The 20,759-nt window shown below is 70.9% G+C and carries 19 protein-coding genes; 2 read left to right on the top strand and 17 right to left on the bottom strand.

Annotation, left to right across the window (positions count from 1 at the left end; all coding sequences use genetic code 11):
- Nucleotides 1-103: 103 nt before the first annotated feature.
- From AB0C87_RS08080 to AB0C87_RS08055, 6 genes are all read right to left on the bottom strand, one after another.
- Nucleotides 104-988 (bottom strand): DUF2520 domain-containing protein, encoded by an 885-nt coding sequence (locus AB0C87_RS08080; RefSeq protein WP_360353752.1) that lies wholly within the window; start codon nucleotides 986-988, stop codon nucleotides 104-106.
- Between the two features lie 243 nt (nucleotides 989-1,231).
- The gene (locus AB0C87_RS08075; protein ID WP_360576886.1) at nucleotides 1,232-3,727 is read right to left on the bottom strand and encodes an FtsX-like permease family protein; all 2,496 of its coding nucleotides are present in this window, start codon (nucleotides 3,725-3,727) and stop codon (nucleotides 1,232-1,234) included.
- Nucleotides 3,727-4,500, bottom strand: coding sequence for an ABC transporter ATP-binding protein (locus tag AB0C87_RS08070; protein WP_360576885.1), 774 nt, complete (start codon nucleotides 4,498-4,500; stop codon nucleotides 3,727-3,729). The genes AB0C87_RS08075 and AB0C87_RS08070 overlap by 1 nt, the downstream gene beginning before the upstream one ends.
- Nucleotides 4,501-4,791: 291 nt before the next feature.
- Entirely contained in the window at nucleotides 4,792-5,121 is a 330-nt protein-coding gene (locus AB0C87_RS08065) for a chaplin family protein (protein WP_345179772.1), read from the bottom strand.
- Nucleotides 5,122-5,283: 162 nt separating this feature from the next.
- Entirely contained in the window at nucleotides 5,284-5,973 is a 690-nt protein-coding gene (locus tag AB0C87_RS08060) for a response regulator transcription factor (protein WP_345179770.1), read from the bottom strand.
- 73 nt (nucleotides 5,974-6,046) lie between these two features.
- Nucleotides 6,047-7,216, bottom strand: a complete 1,170-nt coding sequence (locus AB0C87_RS08055; RefSeq protein WP_360576884.1) for a sensor histidine kinase — start codon at nucleotides 7,214-7,216, stop codon at nucleotides 6,047-6,049.
- Nucleotides 7,217-7,316: 100 nt separating this feature from the next.
- Between AB0C87_RS08055 and AB0C87_RS08050 the strand changes: the two genes are divergently transcribed.
- A complete protein-coding gene (locus tag AB0C87_RS08050) occupies nucleotides 7,317-8,333 on the top strand; it encodes an SAM-dependent methyltransferase (protein ID WP_360576883.1) in 1,017 nt (338 codons plus the stop codon).
- 605 nt (nucleotides 8,334-8,938) lie between these two features.
- On the opposite strand, the gene AB0C87_RS08045 is transcribed toward AB0C87_RS08050, so the two are convergent.
- The 3 genes from AB0C87_RS08045 to AB0C87_RS08035 form a co-directional block, all read right to left on the bottom strand.
- Nucleotides 8,939-10,147 carry a cytochrome P450 gene (locus AB0C87_RS08045; protein WP_360576882.1) on the bottom strand — a complete coding sequence of 403 codons (1,209 nt, stop codon included), beginning with the start codon at nucleotides 10,145-10,147 and terminating at the stop codon, nucleotides 8,939-8,941.
- A gap of 434 nt (nucleotides 10,148-10,581) precedes the next feature.
- Nucleotides 10,582-11,727 (bottom strand): PH domain-containing protein, encoded by a 1,146-nt coding sequence (locus tag AB0C87_RS08040; protein WP_345179765.1) that lies wholly within the window; start codon nucleotides 11,725-11,727, stop codon nucleotides 10,582-10,584.
- A gap of 398 nt (nucleotides 11,728-12,125) precedes the next feature.
- Nucleotides 12,126-12,473, bottom strand: coding sequence for a PH domain-containing protein (locus AB0C87_RS08035; protein WP_345179764.1), 348 nt, complete (start codon nucleotides 12,471-12,473; stop codon nucleotides 12,126-12,128).
- A 391-nt stretch (nucleotides 12,474-12,864) separates the two neighbouring features.
- Here AB0C87_RS08035 and AB0C87_RS08030 point away from each other — a divergent pair, with 391 nt between their 5' ends.
- Entirely contained in the window at nucleotides 12,865-14,013 is a 1,149-nt protein-coding gene (locus tag AB0C87_RS08030; RefSeq protein WP_360576881.1) for an NADH-quinone oxidoreductase subunit D, read from the top strand.
- 44 nt (nucleotides 14,014-14,057) lie between these two features.
- Here the strand turns inward: AB0C87_RS08030 and AB0C87_RS08025 are convergent, their stop codons facing one another.
- The 8 genes from AB0C87_RS08025 to hpt all read right to left on the bottom strand — a co-directional run bounded on the left by AB0C87_RS08025 (nucleotide 14,058) and on the right by hpt (nucleotide 20,656).
- Nucleotides 14,058-14,567, bottom strand: coding sequence for a DUF3180 domain-containing protein (locus tag AB0C87_RS08025; RefSeq protein ID WP_345179761.1), 510 nt, complete (start codon nucleotides 14,565-14,567; stop codon nucleotides 14,058-14,060).
- On the bottom strand, nucleotides 14,564-15,151 hold the full coding sequence (gene folK / locus AB0C87_RS08020; protein WP_360576880.1) for a 2-amino-4-hydroxy-6-hydroxymethyldihydropteridine diphosphokinase: 588 nt from the start codon (nucleotides 15,149-15,151) through the stop codon (nucleotides 14,564-14,566). Before folK ends, AB0C87_RS08025 begins: the two co-directional genes overlap by 4 nt.
- Nucleotides 15,148-15,513 carry a dihydroneopterin aldolase gene (gene folB, locus AB0C87_RS08015; protein WP_185028816.1) on the bottom strand — a complete coding sequence of 122 codons (366 nt, stop codon included), beginning with the start codon at nucleotides 15,511-15,513 and terminating at the stop codon, nucleotides 15,148-15,150. The genes folK and folB overlap by 4 nt, the downstream gene beginning before the upstream one ends.
- Nucleotides 15,510-15,947, bottom strand: a complete 438-nt coding sequence (locus tag AB0C87_RS08010; RefSeq protein WP_141580195.1) for a nuclear transport factor 2 family protein — start codon at nucleotides 15,945-15,947, stop codon at nucleotides 15,510-15,512. The genes folB and AB0C87_RS08010 overlap by 4 nt, the downstream gene beginning before the upstream one ends.
- Complete coding sequence (folP, locus tag AB0C87_RS08005) at nucleotides 15,944-16,915, bottom strand: dihydropteroate synthase (protein ID WP_360576879.1); 972 nt, start codon at nucleotides 16,913-16,915, stop codon at nucleotides 15,944-15,946. The genes AB0C87_RS08010 and folP overlap by 4 nt, the downstream gene beginning before the upstream one ends.
- Before the next feature lie 157 nt (nucleotides 16,916-17,072).
- Nucleotides 17,073-17,678, bottom strand: a complete 606-nt coding sequence (folE, locus tag AB0C87_RS08000; protein WP_345179801.1) for a GTP cyclohydrolase I FolE — start codon at nucleotides 17,676-17,678, stop codon at nucleotides 17,073-17,075.
- 32 nt (nucleotides 17,679-17,710) lie between these two features.
- On the bottom strand, nucleotides 17,711-19,714 hold the full coding sequence (gene ftsH / locus AB0C87_RS07995; protein ID WP_345179752.1) for an ATP-dependent zinc metalloprotease FtsH: 2,004 nt from the start codon (nucleotides 19,712-19,714) through the stop codon (nucleotides 17,711-17,713).
- A 378-nt stretch (nucleotides 19,715-20,092) separates the two neighbouring features.
- Nucleotides 20,093-20,656, bottom strand: a complete 564-nt coding sequence (gene hpt, locus AB0C87_RS07990; RefSeq protein WP_345179751.1) for a hypoxanthine phosphoribosyltransferase — start codon at nucleotides 20,654-20,656, stop codon at nucleotides 20,093-20,095.
- Nucleotides 20,657-20,759: the final 103 nt, after the last annotated feature.

The following is a 20,759-nucleotide window of genomic DNA, read 5'->3' as shown; positions in this document are numbered from 1 at the left end:
CTGTCCGGTCGGCCGGTGCCTTCGGCCGGGCCCTGTCTGTCGGTCGGAGGTGTCTGCGGGTCGGAGCTGTTCGTCGGTCGGAGCCGTCTGCGGGTCGGGGCCCTCAGTCGGCCAGCGCTTCGAGGAGCCGTTCGGCGTCCTCGGGTTTGAGCAGTCCGGCGCCGAGCGCGCGGTCAGCGGTGAGGCGGGCCAGCGCGATGTAGGCGCGGCGGCTCTCCGCCGACACCCTGCCGAGCTCCTCGACGTGGCCCGCCACCGTTCCGGCGTCCCCGCGCGCGACGGGCCCGGTGAGCCCGTCGATGCCGAGCCGCAGCCCGTTGTCGAGGGCGGCGCCGAGGAGCGGACCGAGCATCCGGCCGGGCTCGGCCACGCCCGCGGCGCGCAGCAGGTCCATGGCCTCCACGACCAGCGTGACCAGGTGGTTCGCGCCTCCGGCGAGCGCCGCGTGGTAGAGCGGGCGCGCCTCCTCGGTGATCCAGACGGGTTCGCCGCCCATCTCCAGGACGAGGGCCTCGGCGACCGGGCGCAGCGGCTCCGGCGAGGTGACGCCGAACGAGATGCCGGTGAGCCGGTTCACGTCGTCCGGGCGCCCGGTGAAGGTCATCACGGGGTGCAGGGCCAGCGGCAGCGCGCCCGCGCGGGTGAGCGGGTCCAGGACGGCGGTGCCGTAGCGGCCGCTGGTGTGCAGGACGAGCTTGCCGGTGACCGGGACGCCCGCGGACACGAGCCCGGTCGCGAGCTCGGGAAGCTCGTCGTCCGGGACGGTCAGCAGCACGAGGTCGGCGGCGGCGACCACGTCCTGCGGGGTGGCGACGTCGGCTCCGGGGAGGCGTTCCTCGACGCGGGCCCGCGACCGTTCCGAGACGGCGGCCGCGGCGACGACGCGGTGGCCCGCGCGGGCCAGCGCGGCGCCGAGCGCCGTGCCGACGCGGCCGGCGCCGACGACGCCGACCGCGAGCCGCGCGGGGCGGTCCTCCGGGGTCTCCATCTCGCTCTTCCGGGGGGTGTGGGGGGTCGCCCCCCCACCAGAGACAGCGCTCTTCCGGGCGGTGTGGGGGGTTGCTCCCGCACCGGGGCCCGTCCCGTTTCCGGGCGTGCCGGAAGAAGGGGTGACCTGTGGGTCCATCGGTTCGTTCCAGTCCTCAGGTAGGTACCGGACGTGCGCGCACCAGGTTACCCGCGGGACCCGGCCGCGCGGTCCGGTGGGTGACGATCGTCACCCCGCCCCCATTCAGTCATGCGCGAGGGACTCCACGATGGACGTCTTCGCGGCGCGCCGCGCGGGGAGCACGGCCGCGGCGGTCCCGGCCGCGCCCGCGAGGACCACGAACCCGACGACCTGCAGGTAGGGCAGCGAGAAGACCGAGTCGCTCGCCATCGCGTTCGTCGCGGCCCAGCCGAAGCCGACCCCGAGCACGACGCCGGTGGCCGCGCCTATGACCGCCATGACCAGCGCCTCCACCGACAGCATCCGGCGCAGCTGGCGCTTGGTGAGGCCGAGGGCGCGCAGCAGCGCCGACTCGCGGGTGCGCTCCACGACCGACAGGGTCAGCGTGTTGGCGATGCCGAAGAGGGCGATGACGATCGCCAGCCCGAGCAGCCCACCGAAGATCATCAAGACCGTGTCGATGGCCTTGGTCATCGTCTCCTCGAACTCGGCGGACGAGGAGACCTTCGCCGCCGGGTAGGGGCGCGCGGCCGAGTCCACGACCCGGCGCGACTGGGAGGCGGGCACGTCGTCGCGGGTCTTGACGTAGATCCCCGCCGGGTCCACGGCGCCGAAGTACCGGGTGAAGTCCCGCTCCGGGACGATGATCCCGTCGAGGCCCGCGCCCGCCGCGTAGACGGCGGTGATCTTCACGGGGACGGCGCCGTTCGCCGTCCGGACCCGCAGCGTCTCCCCCAGCGCCCGGCCGGACGTCTCGGCCGTCTTCTCGTCCACCATCGCCGTGCCGGGCTTCAGGGCGGCGTCCAGCGACCCGCGTTCGAACTCCGGCTTGAGGATCCTCCCGAGCGCCGACGTGGTGATCGTCGAGATGTCGGCCTCGTCGCCGCCGACCCGGGTCTCCTTGCGCCGGGTCTCGACCACGGCGGCGACCTCGGGCCGGGTGCGCAGCGTCTCGGCCAGCGCGTGCGGGAGCGTCCCGTCGAAGCTCTGCGGCCGGATCTGGAACTGGACGGGGAACTGCTCCTCCAGCTTCTGCGCCGCCGTCGCCTTGCCGCTCGCCGCGACCACCGCGAACAGGCTCATCAGCCCGACGCCGACGGTCAGCGCGATCGTCGTGGTGGCGGTGCGGCGGGGCGCGCGCTGCGCGTTCGCAACCGCCAGCCGTCCCGGGACGCCGCCGAGCCGCGCCGGGACCGCGCCCGCGACCCGTCCGAGCGGACGGACGAGCGCCGGCATCGCCGCGATCACACCGAGGAAGAACACGCCGCCGGCGAACGCGACCGCGTACATCGCGGTCTCGCCCTTCTCCATGCCGAGCGAGCCCAGACTGCCGATGGCCAGCCCCGCGGCGCCCAGCAGGACGGCGAGGACGGTGCGCACCGGGCCGAGCCTGAACCGTCCCGCGCCCGGCTCCAGGTCGGCGCGCAGCGCGGCGACCGGCGAGACCCGGGTGGCCGCGCGGGCGGGCAGCAGCGCGGACAGGACCGTGACCACGATCCCGACCGCCAGGCCGACCAGGATCGTCCGCACCGCCAGGGACGGCCCGGCGACGGCCACGCGCTCGTTCAGCTTGCTGACCACGACCAGCGCGCCCTCGCCGAGGCCGACCCCGGCGACGAGGCCGAGCAGGGAGCCGACCAGGCCCACGACGGCCGACTCCGCCACCACGCTCCCGAACACCTGCCGGCGGGTCGCGCCGACGCAGCGCAGCAGCGCCATCTCCCGCATCCGCTGGGCGATCAGGATCGAGAACGTGTTGTAGATGACCAGGGCGGACACCAGCATCGCGACCAGCCCGAAGATCAGCAGACCGGTTCTGATGATCTTGGTGTCGGCGCCGGCGGCCCGGGCCAGCCGCGCGCCGAGCTCCTCGCCCGTGTACACGCGGTAGGCGCCTCCCGCGGCGGCCCTGACGGCGGCCCCGGACCCGCCCGCGACGTCGAGCTCGCGATAGGTCTTCTCGCCGGTCATCCGCATCGCGGTCGCCGGGTCGAAGCCCACGGCTCCCCGGAAGCTCGCCTCCTGGTCGATGCCGAAGTCGACCAGTCCGACGACCGTGAACCGGTGCGGCCGGTTCCCGTGGTCCAGGACCGTCACCGCGTTCCCGACGGAGTAGCCCTCCCGCTTGGCGAGCTGGGTGTCGAGCACGGTCTCGCCCCCGCCGGACGGGGGACGCCCCTTCTCGACGTCGTAGCGCAGGAGACGTCCGGACGGCACGGACATCCCGACCGTCGGGAAGTCGCCGACCGCCTTGCCGTCCTTGCCGACGAGGGCGGCGTCCCCCTTCACGGCTCCCTGGACGTCCGTGACCCCGGGGAGCGCCTTGATCTGTCCGAGCAGCGCCGGCGGGACGCCCTTGTCGGTGTCGTCGCTCTTGGGCAGCACGGCGTAGTCGACCTTGTCGGCCGACCTGGCGAACGTCTTGGAGACGCCCTCGTCCAGCGTGTCCGTCAGGACGAACGTCCCCGAGATGAAGCCGACGCCGAGGGTGATCGCCACCGCCGTGAGCAGCAGCCGCAGCTTGTGGGCGCGCAGGCCCGCCAGAGTCGTCCGCAGCATCACGCGCCCAGGCCCTTCAGCCGGTCCAGGACGGTGTCCGGGGTCGGCTGGAAGATCTCCGAAACGATCTCCCCGTCCCGCAGGAACACCACCCGGTCGGCGTACGAGGCGGCCACCGGGTCGTGGGTGACCATCACGATCGTCTGCCCCATCTCGCGGACCGAGGAGCGCAGGAACCCCAGGACCTCGGCGCCCGCGCGGGAGTCGAGGTTGCCGGTCGGCTCGTCCGCGAAGATCACCTCGGGCCGGGCGACGATCGCGCGGGCGCACGCCACCCGCTGCTGCTGGCCGCCCGACAGCTCGCTCGGCCGGTGCCCGAGCCGTTCCCGCAGGCCCAGGGTGTCGATGACCCGCTCGAACCACGCCCGGTCGGGCTTGCGGCCGGCCAGCTCCATGGGCAGCAGGATGTTCTGCTCGGCGGTGAGCGTCGGCAGGAGGTTGAACGCCTGGAACACGAACCCGACGCGGTCGCGGCGCAGCATGGTCAGCTGCCGGTCGCCCATCCCGGTGATCTCGGCGTCGCCGAGGACGATCCGCCCGCCGCTGACGGTGTCCAGCCCGGCCAGGCAGTGCATCAGCGTCGACTTCCCCGACCCGGACGGCCCCATGATCGCGGTGAACGCGCCCCTGGCGAACCCGACGCCGACCCCGCGGAGCGCGTGGACGGCCGCGTCACCCGACCCGTACACCTTGGACACGCCCTCGGCTCTGACGGCCGGCGGCGCCCCGGCGGCGGGGGATCCCCCGGGCGGCTCGGCGAACGTGCTGGTCACGGTGACTCCTTCGGGTCGTGGATGGACGCGCTCCACGCTAGGAACCAGCGCCGTCCCTGCCATCGACCCGGCGGCCACGCTCCGCCTCACTCTCAAGGCCATCCGGCTCGCCCGCGTACGACCTGAGTCGTACCCGTCCGTCCCTCCACCCGCCGACCCTGCCCGAGGCCCCCATGGCGCCCGCCCTGACGCTCGTAGAGCCGGCCGGAGCGGGGCCGGACGGCGAAGGCGCCGGAGACATCGTCGGTCTCCGGCGCCTCGAAGACGGGTGGCAGGCCCGTCCAGTGCGTGTCAGTGCCCGTAGTTGACGGACGCGCCGCCCTTGCAGTGGGCGCTCGCACCGCCGACGACGGCGATGGCGTTGCCGCAGACGTCGATGGGCACCGAGATCGGCGCGATCACCTGGGTCCCGTTGAGAATCCCGAAGTTGCCGCTGGTGCTGTTGTGGCTGAACCAGTTCTCGTCGTGGTCCTTGCCGTGGTGACCCTTGTCATGGTGGTGGCCCTTGCCGTGGTCATCCCACCCGCCACCGTAGGTGGCGGCGTACGCGGGCGCCGCTGCGAGGGCGGAGCCGGCGATGGCGAAGCCGAGGATGCCGGTGGCGGCAAGCTTCTTGAACACGAGAGTCCTCCCGTACGTTGGGCTTAGCAGTGCCCGAGGTGACATTGCCGACGTCGCCCGCTGAGAACGGCGTCGCGTACGGTAGTTACCCGGCTACGTTAAGGAAGATCGAATGGGCGGCCCAGGATGCCGCCAAATGATGATCATGGACTGATCAAGGCATTATGCGGATGGGCCGGTCTGACCGCTTTTGACCAGACCTGTCTCGTAAGCGAACACGACGGCCTGCACCCGGTCGCGCACGCCGAGCTTCATCAGGATCCGCCCCATATGGGTCTTCACCGTGGCCTCCGAGACGTAGAGCCGACCGGCGATCTCCGCGTTCGACATCCCGCGCGCGACGAGCCGCAGCACCTCGTTCTCCCGGTCGGTCAGGCTCTCCAGCGCCCCGACCGCCTTCTCCTCGGCGTCCGGCAGATGCACCGCGAACCGGTCCAGCAGCCGCTTGGTCGTGCTCGGCGCCACCACCGCGTCCCCCGAGTGCACCGCCTTGATCGCCTCGATGAGCTGCGCCGGCCCCGCGTCCTTCAGCAGGAACCCGCCCGCGCCCGCCTTGATCGCGGCGAACGCGTACTCGTCCAGGTCGAACGTGGTCAGGATGACGACCTTCGGCCCGGACCGCGCCACCACCTGCCGCGTCGCCTCGATCCCGTCCATCCGCGGCATTCGGACGTCCATCAGCACCACGTCCGCCCGCGTGTTCCGCAGCAGGTCCAGCGCCTGCAACCCGTCCCCGGCCTCCCCGGCGACCTCGATGTCGGGCTGCGCGTCCAGCACCATCCTGAACCCGGCCCGCACCAGCTCCTGATCGTCCACGAGCACCACCCGGATGGGGGCCGCCACGTCCGTCATGCCATCTCCCTGTCCGCGACTCCCCGCACACCCGGCGAGGGACGCCGCAAGCCCTGGTCACGCCCGCCGCCGGTCACGCGGCGACCTCCTCGCGCACCGGGAGGACCGCCGCCACTTCGAAACCGCCGCCGGTGCGCGGGGCGGCGGTGACCGTGCCGCCGTACACGGCGACGCGTTCGCGCATCCCCGCCAGCCCGTGGCCGCGGCCGTCGTCGGGCGCGGCCGCCCCGCGGCCGTCGTCGACCACCCGGATCTCCAGCGCGTCGCCGGAGTAGGACAGCCGCACCGACACGCTCACCCGCGGGCCACCATGCTTGAGCGTGTTGGTCAGCGCCTCCTGGACGATCCGGTAGACGGTGAGCTGGCGCCCCTCCGACATGGCCTCGGGGTCGCCGTCGACCTCGAACTCCACCGGCAGCCCGGCCGCGCGGACCTGTTCGACCAGCTCGTCCAGTTGCGCCACGCCCGGCTGCGGCGCGTACGCCCCCGCGTCGTCGTCCTCTCGCAGCACGCCGAGGAGCCGCCGCATCTCCGCGAGCGCCAGCCGCCCCGTCGTGGAGATCGTGTCGAGCGCCTGCCGAGCCCGCCCCACGTCGGTGTCGATGGCGTAGGACGCGCCGTCCGCCTGCACCACGATCACGCTGACGTTGTGGGCCACCACATCGTGCAGTTCCCGGGCGATACGGGCGCGCTCGGCCGCCATCGCCACCTTGACCTCGTTGTCACGCTCGCGCTCCAGCCGCTCGGCCCGCTCCTCCACCGAACGCAGGTACGCCCGCCGCGTGCGCATGTGCAGGCCGAGGACGTACACGCCCGCCACCAGCACCGTCATCATGACGAACGTGAACTTCCGGTCATCGGCGCCGCTCGGGTAGCGGTAGGTGACCATGACCGCGCCCACCTCGCCGATCAGGGCCGCCGCGAGCCCCCAGCGGAACGTGCACCCGGCCGCGACCGTGTAGAGCCCCATCAGGACCGCCACGTTCGCCGGCACCGGGATCTGCCCCACCACGCACTGGACGCAGGAGACCAGCGCGACGACGGCGAAGACCGTCCGGGGGAACGTCCTGCGCAGCACCAGCGGCCCCGCCAGCGCGAAGGTCAGCAGCACGTAGGGCCCGGCGCCGATCCCGCTCGGCCCCACCAGCAGCGACGGCACCGAGAAGAACACGACCGGCAGCGCGAAGAAGGCGTCGACGAGCGGCTTCTTGCCCCGCAGCCACTCCCATGCGCTCGCCACCATGCCGACAGCGTACGTACCCGCAGGTCACTCCCGGATCAGCCGCAGGTCGGACCCGCGTCCACCGCAAGGATGGCCCGCCACCCACGGTAACGTCGCAGTCGTGGAGTCGCTGGTTTCCGGATGGCTGACGTGGCGCACCGCGATGGAGCGGGCCCTGTACGGAGAGGACGGTTTCTACCGGCGCGAACGCCCCGCCGAGCACTTCCGCACCTCGGTGCACGCCTCGCCGCGGTTCGCCGCCGCCATCGCCCGCCTGCTGGTCGAGGTCGACGCCCTGCTCGGCCACCCCGACCGGCTCGACGTGGTCGACATCGGCGCCGGCTCCGGCCGCCTTCTCGGCAACATCCTGGCCTGCGTGCCGCCGGATCTGGAGGCCCGGCTCGTCCCGACGGCGGTGGAACTCGCGCCGCGCCCCGCCGACGTCCCGTCCCGGATCGTCTGGCGCCCCGACCTGCCCGCCCGCATCACCGGCCTCGCCGTCGCGAACGAGTGGCTCGACAACGTGCCGCTGGACGTGGTGGAACGCACCCCCGAGGGCGTCCGGACCGTGCTGGTCGACCCCTTCAGCGGCACCGAGCGGCCGGGGCCGCCGCCGTCCGCCGAAGACACCGGCTGGCTGGATCTGTGGTGGCCGCTCGCCGAACCCGGCGACCGCGCCGAGATCGGGCACCCGCGCTGCGCGGCCTGGGCCTCCGTGATCGGCCGCCTGTCCGCCGGGCTCGCGCTCGCCGTCGACTACTCGCACTCCCGCGAGTCCCGCCCCGTCTACGGGACGCTGACCGGCTACCGCGACGGCGCGACCGTCCCCGCCGTCCCGGACGGATCGTGCGACGTCACCGCCCATGTCGCACTCGACGCCTGCCTGGTCGCCGGCCGCCGCGCCGGCGCGACCTCCAGCCTCCTGACGACCCAGCGCGAGGCCCTCCGCGCCCTGGGCCTCTCGGGAACCCGCCCACCCCTCGACCTGGCCCACCGGGACCCGCGCGCCTACGTGGCCGCCCTCTGTCACGCGGGCGAAGACGCCGAACTGACCGACCCCTCAGGCCTGGGCGGCTTCGGCTGGCTGACCCAGACCACCAACATCCCCCTCCCCACCCTCCTAACCCACCCCACCTAACCCCGGACCCAGAACCACCCGCAAAGACCATCCACCCCGAACCGGCCGCCAACTCAGCCCGCCCCAGAAGCCATCGCCCCCCAACCCCCCTTGGTCACCGACCCACCCAACCCCACGACCGCCACAGTCGAAGCCACGCCGCCGGAATCGACACCGTTCCCGCAAGCCTCACCGCCACAGACCAGCGCCACCCGCAAAAAGCGCCTTCTCCAACAAGCCACGCAGACTTCACCAAGCTCCCCCTCCAGCTCAACTCCAGGACGTGGTTCGGCTCGGGCGGCCCGGCGTCGGCGGGCGCGTTCTCGACGGGCGCCGTGTCAGATGGCACCGTCGCGGTCCTTCCAGTACGGGTCCCTGAGCTTGCGCTTGAGGAGCTTGCCGTTGGGTTCGCGGCATCGCCTCGATGAAGTCGACGGACCTCGGCCACTTCAAAGAGTCGCCAGCCACGTGCGCAGCGGCTTGAGCCACGCGCGCAGCGGCTTGGACCACGCGCGCAGCGGCTTGGACCACCTGCACAGCGGCTTGGACCACGTGCGGGGTGGCTTGAGCCGCGTGTGCGGCGGCTTGGGTCGTGCGTGCGGGGGGGTGGGGCGGGCCTGGGTTGGTTAGCGCTCTACGTGTAGGGCGGTCAGGCCTCTTAGGACGTAGCCGGGCTTCCACTCTGGTTCGGTGGTGAGGCGTAGGGCGGGGGTTGCGCGCAAGAGCGCGCCGAATGACTCGGTCATTTCGATGCGGGCCAGGGGGGCGCCCAGGCAGTAGTGGATGCCGAGGCCGAAGGTGATGTGCGGGTTCGGGTCGCGGCCCAGGTCGAGCCGGTTCGGGTCGACGAACACCTCCGGGTCACGGTTGGCGGACGCGAACTGGAGGGCGACCTCGGCGCCACGCGGGATGTCGACGCCGGCGACCCTGATGTCCTCCAGCACCCATCGTTCGAACATGGGCGCCGGGGTGTCGTAGCGCAGCAGTTCCTCGACCGCGGTGGGCACGAGCGACGGGTCGGAGCGGAGGCGCTCCAGCTGGCCGGGGTTGCGGAACAGCGTCCACCAGCCGTTGCCCGTCGCGTTCACCGTGGCCTCGTGGCCCGCGTTGAGGAGCAGGACGCAGGTGCCGATCAGCTCGTCCTCGGTGAGCCGGTCGCCCTCGTCAACGACGTGGGCCAGGGCGGTGATGAGGTCGTCACCCGGCTCGCTCCGCCGGGCGCGGGCGAGGTCGCGAAGGTAGTCGGAGAACTCCACGGCCGCACGGACGGCGGTCCGCTGGACCTCCTCGGGCGGGTTCAGCTCGTACATGCCGCAGATGTCGGCCGACCAGGGGCGCAGCAGGTGCCGGTCTTCGACGGGGACGCCCAGCATCTCGGCGATCACGTTCACCGGCAGCGGCTCGGCGATCTCGGCGAGCAGGTCGCCGCCGCCCCTGTCGGCGAGCCCCGTCGCGAGCTCCTCGGCGAGGCGCCGGATCATCGGACGCAGGCCCTCCACCATGCGGGCCGTGAACGCCTTGGACACCAGGCGCCGCAACCGCGTGTGGGTGGGCGGCTCCACGTCGAGCATCCCGGCGCGGATGAGATCCCAGAAGGGTTTGAGGAAGTCGGGCTCCGGCTCCTGCCCGAACTCCTCGTGGCTCGCGATGTGCAGGTACGACCGCCCGAGGCGACGGTCGCGCAGCAGCCCGTCGACGTCCTCGTAGCGGCTGATCACCCACTGGCCGGTGGGTTCGTGGAAGAACACCGGTTGCTCGGCGCGGAGCCGCTCGAACACCGGATACGGGTCCGCCACGAATTCGGCGGACCAGGGGTCGTAGGCCAGGTCGCTCATGAACCGACGATATGTGCCCTTTGCGGTCGACTGGGGCGGGGCCGAGCAACCGAGCACGGGTGACGGCCCCCATGGCAGGCGTATCGCCTCCAAGGCCCGGTCGGACACGGGTGCGGCTCTCCGGCATCCTGCCCATGCCTGAGGTGGGGCCGTGAGCCCGGTGCCGTCGAGAGATGTCTCGGCGCCGGCGGATGATGCGGCCGATCAGCGAGCGCCGGCCCGGGCGGTTCCAGCCGCTCCGGGCGAACTCGATGATCGGATCAAGGCTGATGATCAAGCGCCTGCGAAGTCCCATCGGGGCGCCTCCTTCCACGTGATCGCGTTCGCTCCCGGGCGGGGTCGGCCCGCCCTCCCCCCTCGGGCGGGCCGACGTGTTCCATCGTCGGAGGGCGCCGGGGGGCGCGGAAGGAGAACGCGATCCTGTGGATAAGTCGTCAGCGGGCCCAGTGGGTGGGGTCGCCGCCACCGGCGCGGCGGGCGGCGAGGGCTCGGCTCACGGTGGACTCCACGATCGCGCGGGCCTCGCCCAGCTCGCGGTCCGCCGCGGCCACCTGGACCGGCCCCGGAGGCGCGTCCACGTGGACGGTCGCCAGGCCCAGCAGGCGCTGGAAGGGGTTCACGGTCAGCCTGACGCTCTGCGCGCGCGCGTGGGCGATCACGTCCGTGCGGCGGCAGGGCCATCCGTGCCGGGTCACGAAGACCACGTCGTCGGTGCCGGCGCCGTCCGCATGCTCGATCGACACGGTCTTGGACGACGCGGGGACGAGAGCGACCGAGTCCACCTGCGTCCCCGGGAAGACCTGCGACACGAGGTGCATGGCGACTTGGCGCGGGGCGACGGGGAGAAGGGTCGACGAGAGCGCCTGGCGCTCGCCCGCGTATCCGGCGACGGTGACGTCGACGCGGGCCCAGCCCAGGCTCCGCCAGATCAACGGTTCGACGATGCTGACGGCCTGGACGCGGCCCGGCGGAAGCGTCTGCATCCGGGTCTCCAGCAGGCCGTAGCGCAGGCGGATCCCGTCCGGTGACATCGCGACCGTGAAGTTGGCGTACATGACCAGAGGTGCGATCACGGCTCGGATGAGGCCGAGCAGGACCGGGATGGTGACGGCCAGGATGCCGCCCTCCGCGTACATCACCAGGAAGATGAGCGACGCGAGGAAGAGCAGCACCGTCCCCAGGACGGGCAGCCGCACGATGAGCGACCCCAGCAGAGTGCCGAACGGTACGCGCCACAGGTGCCGTTCAGGCGCTTCCGGAGTTTGGCCCGGGAGCCCGGCCGCGCGGGCGAGGAGTTCGGCACGCAGCTGTTGCGCCGACTGCCGGCCCAGGTAGCGGAGGGCGATTTCGCTCTGCTCGCCCCCTGCCAGCTCCACGCGCACTTCAGAAAGCGCGAACACCCGCGTCACCAGCGGACGCACGACGTCGATGGCCTGGATCCGCGAAAGCGGGATGCGGCGCGCGTTCTTACGGAGGATGCCGGTTTCGACGACGAGGTCGTCGTTGTCGACACGGAAACGCAGGGCAAGCCAGGTCCACAGGCCGGTTCCTACTGCGATCAGTCCCATGGGGATGGTCACGAGGATGAACCTCAGGATCACCTCCGGCGTGAGCGCCAGGGTGATGCCGCTGCTGGTCTGGGTCAGCAGGAGGGGGAAGCCGAGCAGGACGAAGTAGATGATGAGGAAGACGAACGCGCGAAGCGGGGCCGTTGCCCAGTGGAGCCTGTGCGTGCCCTCCGAGAAGCGGATCGGTGGGCGTTGCGCCTGGGGCGGTCCGTACGCATACGGCGGACGTGGCGGGCCGAAGCCGGGACGGGGCGGCGGGTAGGGCGGTCCCGCAGGGCGACCATAGGGGCCCGCGGGTCCAGGCGGTCCGGGCGGGCCCGGTTGTCCATGTGGACCAGGCGGGCCCGGTTGTCCAGGCGGGCCGGGCGGGCCGGATCGTCCAGGCGGGCCATACGGGCCGTAGGGGCCGTTCATAGGCCCATGCCCCGCTCCTCGCCCTTCTGCGCGAGACGGTCACGCAGGAGCGCGGCCTCCGCAGTGGGCAGTCCCGGAATCGTCGCGTCCGTAGCCGCGGCGGCAGTGTGCATGCGGACGGTGGCGACACCCATCCACCGCTCCAGAAGCCCGGCGGTGACGTCCACGAACTGCATCCGCCCGTACGGGACCACGATGAGCCGCCGGACGAGGACGCCGTGGGTCACGATGAGGTCGTCGCCACGCTCGGCATAGCCGTAGGCCCTGCGGTCCAGCTCCGCGACAACCCAGGTGAGGATGACCCCGAGGACGACGGCGACGACCCACATGGACGCCGCGACCACGGTGCCGTTCCTCCACACGATGAAAGCGCCAACGCCACCCACGGGAATCGCCCACAGGACCGCGGTGAGAAGCCTGTGCCAGGCATGGCGTTTGGAGATGGGCGACCAGTGAAGGCCGGCACCAGGCGCGAAGGCCTGGTCCGCCTGGTAGATGGGCGGCCCCTGCTGCGGCGGGTATGGTGCCCCTGTCTGGCCCTGACCAGGTGGCTGACCGCCGTGGCCCGGACCGGACGGCACGGGCGGACGCACCGCGCCCTGCTGTCCGGGATGCGCGGCGGGATCGAACGGCGGTTCGCCGTGGCTCGCGTTCATTGCCCCCTAGTCAATCGGATAACGACTACCGCTCGCCATGGGACCATGAAGCAGTGATCGGAGTGGCGGAGGCGCGACCATGACCACCGAACGGATCGTCGGGATCGGTGCGGGCGCCAAAGAGCTCGCCACCGAGGACATGACCCTGAACATCGGCCCCCAGCACCCGTCCACGCACGGCGTGCTCCGGCTGAAGCTCACCTTGGACGGCGAACGCATCTCGGCGGCGGAGCCCATCGTGGGCTACATGCACCGGGGAGCGGAGAAGCTGTTCGAGGTCCGCGACTTCCGGCAGATCATCGTCCTGGCGAACCGGCACGACTGGCTGTCGGCGTTCTCCAGCGAACTCGGCGTCGTTCTGGCCGTCGAACGCATGCTCGGCATGGAGGTCCCCCTACGCGCGGTGTGGGCGAGGACGCTGCTGGCAGAGCTGAACCGGATCCTCAACCACCTGATGTTCCTGGGCTCCTACCCGCTGGAAGTGGGCGCCATCACCCCGATCTTCTACGCGTTCCGCGAGCGTGAGGTCCTGCAACGCGTCATGGAGGAGATCTCCGGTGGACGCATGCACTACATGTTCAACCGTGTCGGCGGGCTGAAGGACGAGCTGCCCGCCGGTTGGACGGCGCGCGCGCGGGCGGCGGTCTCCGAGGTGCGCGCCCGCATGGGCGACATCGACGACCTCATCATTGGCAACGAGATCTTCCGGGCCCGTACCAGGGGGGTCGGCGTCCTCACCCAGGAGCAGATCCTGCAGTACGGGGTGTCCGGGCCCATCGCGCGCGCGTCCGGCGTGGACTTCGACCTGCGCCGGGACGAGCCCTACCTCGCCTACGGCGAACTGGACGTCCGCGTGGTCACCCGGTCGGAGGGCGACTGCCTGGCCCGCTTCGAATGCCTGCTCGACCAGGTGCACGCTTCCCTGGACCTCGCGGACGCCTGCCTGGACCGCCTCGCCGACCTCCCGCCCGGCCCCATCAACCAACGGCTGCCGAAGGTTCTGAAGGTGCCGGAGGGACACACCTACGCCTGGACGGAGAACCCGCTGGGCATCAACGGGTACTACCTGGTGTCGCGGGGCGAGAAGACACCGTGGCGGATGAAACTGCGGTCCGCGTCGTTCAACAACATCCAGGTGCTCGCGGAACTGCTGCCCGGCACCCTGGTCGCCGACATGATCGCCATTCTGGGCTCGATGTTCTTCGTCGTCGGCGACATCGACAAGTAGCGCGAAGCCCGCAAGTCACCCGGCGCCGCGACCCCCGACGGACCTCAGGCCCGGGACGCGCCGGGTTGGTCGCGCTGCTCGTCGTCCGGTCCCTTCGGAACCCGGCACGCGTACTCCAGGAAGAACGCCGCCGCCACCAGCACGATGGCCGCGAGGAAGGTGCCGCCGCTCACGAAGAAGTCGTGGCGGGGCGTCGACTTCTCCAGCGACGCGGAGAGGCTGACGGCGAAGCCGCCGAACACGCCCGCGATGACCGCCGCGGAATGCGCACTGGCCTTCCCCAGGGCCGCCAGGCGCGCCACCGCCAGGGGATCCAGAGGCTTCCCCGGCTTGCGGGCGGAGTCCGCCGCGCGTCCGCTGGAGGGCTTGCGGCGAATGCGGCGCAGGACGTTCAACCCTGTGAAGGCCTCACCGAGGGCGAGCAGCAGCAGCGTCGGCACCGCGGTCCACGGCAGCGGGGGCAGCGACAGATAGGCAGAACGCAGCACCGCCCAAGTGATGACCCCTATGACGACCACGAGGGCGACGAGGAACAGGGGGCGGGACGGCTTCATGCAGGCTGCTGCAGAACCAGGTCGTCACGCCGGCGGCATGCCGACGGGCCGCCCTCCGCCTGCTTGGCCTCGGCCAGGTCTCCCACGCGACCGTGCCCGGCCAGCAGCACGTCGGGCTCGATGTCGGCCCACGGGACGAGGACGAACGCGCGCTCGTGCGCGCGCGGGTGCGGGAGCGTCAGATCGGGGTCGTCGGACGTGATGTCGCCGAAGGTCACGAGGTCGATGTCGAGGGTGCGGGGGCCCCAGCGGACCAGGCGTTCGCGGCGCATCGAGTTCTCGATGTTCAGGACCCGCTCCAGCAGGTTCTCCGGGGGCAGCCGCGTGTCGGCGATGAGCACGATGTTCAGGAAGTCGCCCTGCTCCGGGATGCTCTCGCCGGGCGGCGCGTAGGGGGCGGTCTCGTAGACCGGGGAGAACGCCACGAAACTCAGCCCTGGCGCGTCGAACAGGGCGTCGACCGCCTCCTGGATGTTGTCCAGCCGGTCCCCGAGGTTGCTGCCGATCGAGAACACGACACGGTGCTGGACCAGCATGTGCCCACCGGTGGCGGTGCGGTCGGGCATGCGGTCGGACGCTGTCATGGGCGACTCCTCGTGATCTTCACGGCGACGTCGGCGAAGGGGTGCGGGATCGGGGCGCTCGGCTTGTGGACGGTGATCTCGACCTCGGACACCAGTCGATCTTCCAGACATATCTTCGCCAGCCGGTCGGCCAGCGTTTCCAGGAGGTTCAGGGGCTCCCCCTCCACGGCGGCGACCAGCCGGCCGGCGAGCGTTCCGTAGTCGACGGTACGCGAGAGGTCGTCGCCTTCCGCGGCGGGGCGCGTGTCGAGGCCGAGGACGGCGTCCACGACGAACTCCTGGCCCAGGTCGCGCTCGGCAGGCAGGCACCCGTGGCGGCCCCGCGCCCGGAGCCCGCGCAACTCGATGCGGTCGAGAGTCATTCTTCCTCTGCATCCACGACGTTGAGGACGGGGGAGCCGTGGTGAAGCAGAAGCCGCCACTCCCCACCCGCCCGTACGAACACGTTCGTCGCCACGATGCTTCCACCGGCGAGGAACCCTGCTTCGGTGTCCTCGTCGGCGGTCAGGATGTTCTCCTTGCACGTCACCACGGCGTGGTCGCCGTACACGTCCGTCTCCACGTCGGTGAGCACGAACTGGATGTAGGACGTGTTGGCCATGATGAGCGCCCACGATCGCAGGACAGCCTCTCGTCCCCGCAGCATCGTCCAGCCGGGGTGGACGCAGGAGACGCCGTCGGCGTACGGGCCGTCCGCCCAGACCGCCGACATGCGGTCGAAGTCACCGGCCTCGAACGCGGCGTAGAACTCGGCATGGACCTCGTCCACGTCGGCGCGGTTCACGGCACGGCTCATAGGCGGGGACTCCCGTCGTCGTTACTGGCGTCGTCGTTGCTGTCCTTGGTAGCGCTGTCCTTGATAGCACTGCCTTTGCTCGCGCTTTCCTGGCTCACGCTGTCGGGGCCGGCCAGACGCACCGCGCGCATCGCGGCCGCCACCCGTACCGCGTCCGCGTTGGGCCGGACCCTGTGCACCCTTACGCACCATGCCCCGGCGGCCGCAACGAGAGACGTGATGGCCACGGTCGCGTCATCGCATTCGCCGAACGGACGGCGCGTCCCGTCCGGTTCCGCAAGGAGCCGCGTCAGGAACCCCTTGCGGGACGCGCCCACCAGGACGGGGTAGCCGAGACCAGTGAACGCGTCGAGATGGGCAAGCAGCGACCAGTTGTGCCCCGTCTCCGGGTTCTTGGCGAAGCCCAGCCCAGGGTCGAGCACGATCATCGACGGATCGACGCCCTCCCCCAGCACGGCGTCGACCCTGTGCAGCAGTTCGTCGCGCACCTCACGAACCACGTCCGTGTAGATGGCGCGGTTGTACATGTCATGGCTGTGGCCGCGCCAGTGCATCACCACGTAGGGCACACCCGCGGCGGCCACCACACGCGGCATATCCGGGTCGGCCAAGCCGCCGCTCACGTCGTTCACCAGCCGCGCGCCCGCGCCGACCGCGGCCTCGGCGACCTCGGCGCGCATGGTGTCGACGCTCACGGGGACGTTCTCGGCCACGAGCGCCTCAATGACCGGAACCACGCGGCGCAGTTCCTCTTCCTGGGACACACGCTGCGCACCAGGCCGCGTCGACTCGCCGCCCACGTCCACGATGTCGGCGCCCTCGCCCACGAGATCGAGCCCGTGGCGGACCGCTTTCTCCGGGTCGAACCAAGCTCCGCCGTCGGAGAAGGAGTCGGGGGTCACGTTGACCACGCCCATGACGAGGCACCGCCCTGGCTCGGGCAGCCCCGGAACGGCGGCACTGGTCATGTCACCCAACCCTATGCCTTGCGATCGACCCGCCGGAGCGGCCCTCCAACCGCCTCATCCGTCCGGCATACCCTCTCCGGAAGCAGCAGAACGGGCCTCAGCTTGACGCTGAGGCCCGTTCAGACGTTCAGGCGGACTCGGGGAGCCCGAGTGCCCGTCAGCGGCCGAGAATCAGGCTCATCGCCTCGGACCGCGTCTCGGGGTGGTCCCGGAAGTCGCCGCGCACCGCCGACGTGACCGTCTTGGCGCCCGGCTTCCGCACCCCGCGCATCGTCATGCACAGATGCTCGGCCTCGATCACCACGATCGCGCCGCGGGGCTCCAGCACCGTCATCATCGCGTCGGCCACCTGGCTGGTGAGGCGCTCCTGCACCTGCGGCCGGCGCGCGTACACGTCCACCAGCCGGGCCAGCTTCGACAGACCGGTGATCTGGCCCTTCTTGTTGGGCGTGTAGCCCACGTGCGCGACCCCGTGGAAAGGCACCAGGTGATGCTCGCAAACGGAGTACACCTCGATGTCCTTCACCAGGACCATTTCCTCATGGTCGGCGTCGAACACCGTGGTCAGCGCGTCCTCGGGCTTCTGGCGCAGACCCGCGAACTGCTCGGCGTACGCGCGCGCCACCCTGGCGGGGGTGTCGCGCAGCCCGTCGCGCTCGGGGTCCTCCCCGATGCCGATCAGGATCTCGCGCACGGCCTTCTCGATGCGCGCGTGGTCGAAACGCCCGCCGTGCAGGGTCTCGCCCGGCGGGTCGTTCTCGATCGGCGCCTCGTCGTACGGGATCGCCAAGGCCGTCAGCTCTCGCCCGGGGCCGGGTCGACGGCCTCAGAGGTGACGCCGCTCTGGCCGTTGTTCTTGGTCAGGTCGGCGACGTCCTGCGGGCCGAGCAGGGCCAGCTCCTTGGGCGTGAGCACCGGCGGACGGTCGGACGGGAGGCGCTTGCCGTAGCCGGTGTAGGAGTTCTGGTGCGGCCGCTTCTGGATCGGCGCGAAGATCTCCAGCACCTGCTGCTTGGACAGCGTCTCCTTCTCCATCAGGTTGACGACGAGCTCGTCCAGGACGTCCCGGTACTCGACGAGGATCTCCCACGCCGTGTCGTGCGCGCCCTCGATGTAGCGCCGGACCTCGTCGTCGATCGCGGAGGCGATGTCCTCGGAGTAGTCGCGCTCGTGGCCCATGTCGCGGCCGAGGAAGACCTCGCCCTGCCCGGTGCCGAACTTGCGCGCGCCGAGGCGCTCGCTCATGCCGTACTCGGTCACCATGTTGCGGGCGATGGAGCTGGCCTTCTCGATGTCGTTGGCCGCGCCGGTGGTCGGCTCGTGGAAGACCAGTTCCTCGGCGGTGCGGCCGCCCAGCAGCATGGCGAGCTGGTCGGTCATCTCCGAACGGGTCGTGAGGAACTTGTCCTCCATCGGGAGGGTCATGGTGTAACCCAGGGCCCGTCCGCGCGGAAGGATCGTCACCTTGTGCACCGGGTCGGAGTTCGGCAGCGCGTGAGCCACCAGGGCGTGGCCGCCCTCGTGGTAGGCGATGATCTTCTTTTCCTTCTCCGACATCACCCGGGTCTTGCGCTCCGGACCGGCCATGACGCGGTCGATGGACTCCTCCAGGGTGTCCATGTCGATCAGCTTGCGGTCGAAGCGCGCGGTGAGCAGCGCCGCCTCGTTGATCACGTTGGCCAGGTCGGCGCCGGTGAAGCCCGGCGTGCGGCGCGCGATCACGTCGAGGTCGACGTCCTGCGCGAACGGCTTGCCGCGGCCGTGCACGCGCAGGATGCCCTTGCGGCCCTCCAGGTCGGGACGGTCAACGGTGACCTGGCGGTCGAAGCGGCCGGGACGCAGCAGCGCCGGGTCGAGGATGTCGGGACGGTTCGTCGCGGCGATCAGGATCACGCCGCCCTTGACGTCGAACCCGTCCATCTCGACCAGCAGCTGGTTGAGGGTCTGCTCGCGCTCGTCGTGGCCGCCGCCGAGGCCCGCGCCGCGGTGCCGGCCGACGGCGTCGATCTCGTCGATGAAGATGATCGAGGGGGCGTTGGTCTTGGCCTGCTCGAACAGGTCGCGGACCCGGGACGCGCCCACGCCGACGAACATCTCGACGAAGTCCGAGCCGGAGATCGAGTAGAACGGCACGCCCGCCTCGCCGGCGACGGCGCGCGCCAGCAGCGTCTTGCCGGTGCCGGGCGGGCCGTACAGCAGCACACCCTTGGGGATCTTGGCGCCGATGGACTGGAACTTCGCCGGGTTCTGCAGGAAGTCCTTGATCTCTTCGAGCTCCTCCAGGGCCTCGTCGGCCCCGGCCACGTCGGCGAAGGTGGTCTTCGGGGTGTCCTTGGTGATGAGCTTGGCCTTGGACTTGCCGAAGTTCATCACCCGCGAGCCGCCGCCCTGCATCTGGTTCATGATGAACAGGAAGATCAGCACGATGACCACGATGGGCAGCAGGCTGAACAGCAGGTTAAGGAAGAAGCTCTGCTTCGGGACATCAACGTTGTAGCCGCCGGACAGCTTGCCGGCGTTGGCCTGGTTCTGAAGCTGCTGCTGCAGCTGGAGGCCCTGGCCCTCGACCCAGGAGGCCTGCTGCTGCTTGCCGTTGGTGAGCGTCAGCTCGATCCGCTGGTCCTTGTCAATGATCTTGGCGGACTTCACCTGGCCCGCGTTGATCTCCTGAACGACCTTGGATGTGTCGACCTTCTCGAACGAACGGCCGGGGTTGACGCCCCACATGACGAGGGCGACCAAGAGGCCGAACAGCAGGATCCACAGCAGCGGCCCGCGAAAATAGCGCTTCACGTCCATTTATCCGGTTACCCCGTAGGGGCCCGTCCCTCCTGACCAACTCTGTGTGCGATCCTCGCCCGTCCCTGGGGACGGACGCCACTGCGACCAACAATGCGACCAACGGGAAGGCCCGTCGCCCGGGGCTCCGGTCCCACCGTGGCGGCTTCCCTCATATGGCTTCCCGAACCCAGGGTCCGGGACACCGACGGTACACCGCAGGCGTAGGAGACGCAGCCGACGCCGTTCTCCCGCATCCCTTGCCTATACCCGTCAACGACCTTTGCAACGATTCGTCACGGTCCCTTGTTCCCTGGGGGCGTTGGTGCGCCTCCGGCCGGCGTGGACATGTCCGGGCGATCCGGGCCTCCCCGCCCCTGCCGGCAACCTCCTGGACGCTCAGGCTCCGTCCCCGCCGTACACGTGCGGGGCCAGGGTCCCGACGAAGGGCAGGTTCCGGTACCGCTCCGCATAGTCGAGCCCGTAGCCGATGACGAACTCGTTCGGGATGTCGAAGCCGATGTACTTCACGTCGAGTTCGGTCGTGACGGCCTCCGGCTTGCGCAGCAGCGCGCAGATCTCCAGCGAGGCGGGGTTGCGCGAGCGCAGATTGCTCACCAGCCACGACAGCGTCAGGCCCGAGTCGACGATGTCCTCCACGATCAGGACGTGCCGGTCGAGGATGTCGGTGTCGAGGTCCTTCAGGATGCGGACGACGCCGGAGGACTTCGTGCCCGAGCCGTAGGACGACACGGCCATCCAGTCCATGGAGGCGGGCGAGTGCAGCGCCCGCGCCAGGTCGGCCATGATCATGACGGCGCCCTTGAGGACCCCGACGAGCAGCAGGTCCCTGCCCGCGTAGTCGGCGTCGATCTGCGAAGCGAGCTCGCGCACCTTGGCCTGCAGGTCGTCCTCGGAAATCAGCACCTTCGCCAGGTCGTTGCCCAGGTCCTTCTCGTCCACAACCCCACCTCATAGCTCAGACCTCGCCCGTCCGGTGGGACGGACGTCGGACGGACACCGCCGCGCGCCGTTCGGGCAGTGCGCGGCGGACGCGGCACGTGAT

Origin of the sequence: Actinomadura sp. NPDC048021 (genome assembly GCF_040653135.1) — a bacterium.
Classification (GTDB): Bacteria; Actinomycetota; Actinomycetes; order Streptosporangiales; family Streptosporangiaceae; genus Spirillospora; species Spirillospora verrucosospora.
This window is presented reverse-complemented; position numbering and strand designations above follow the sequence as displayed.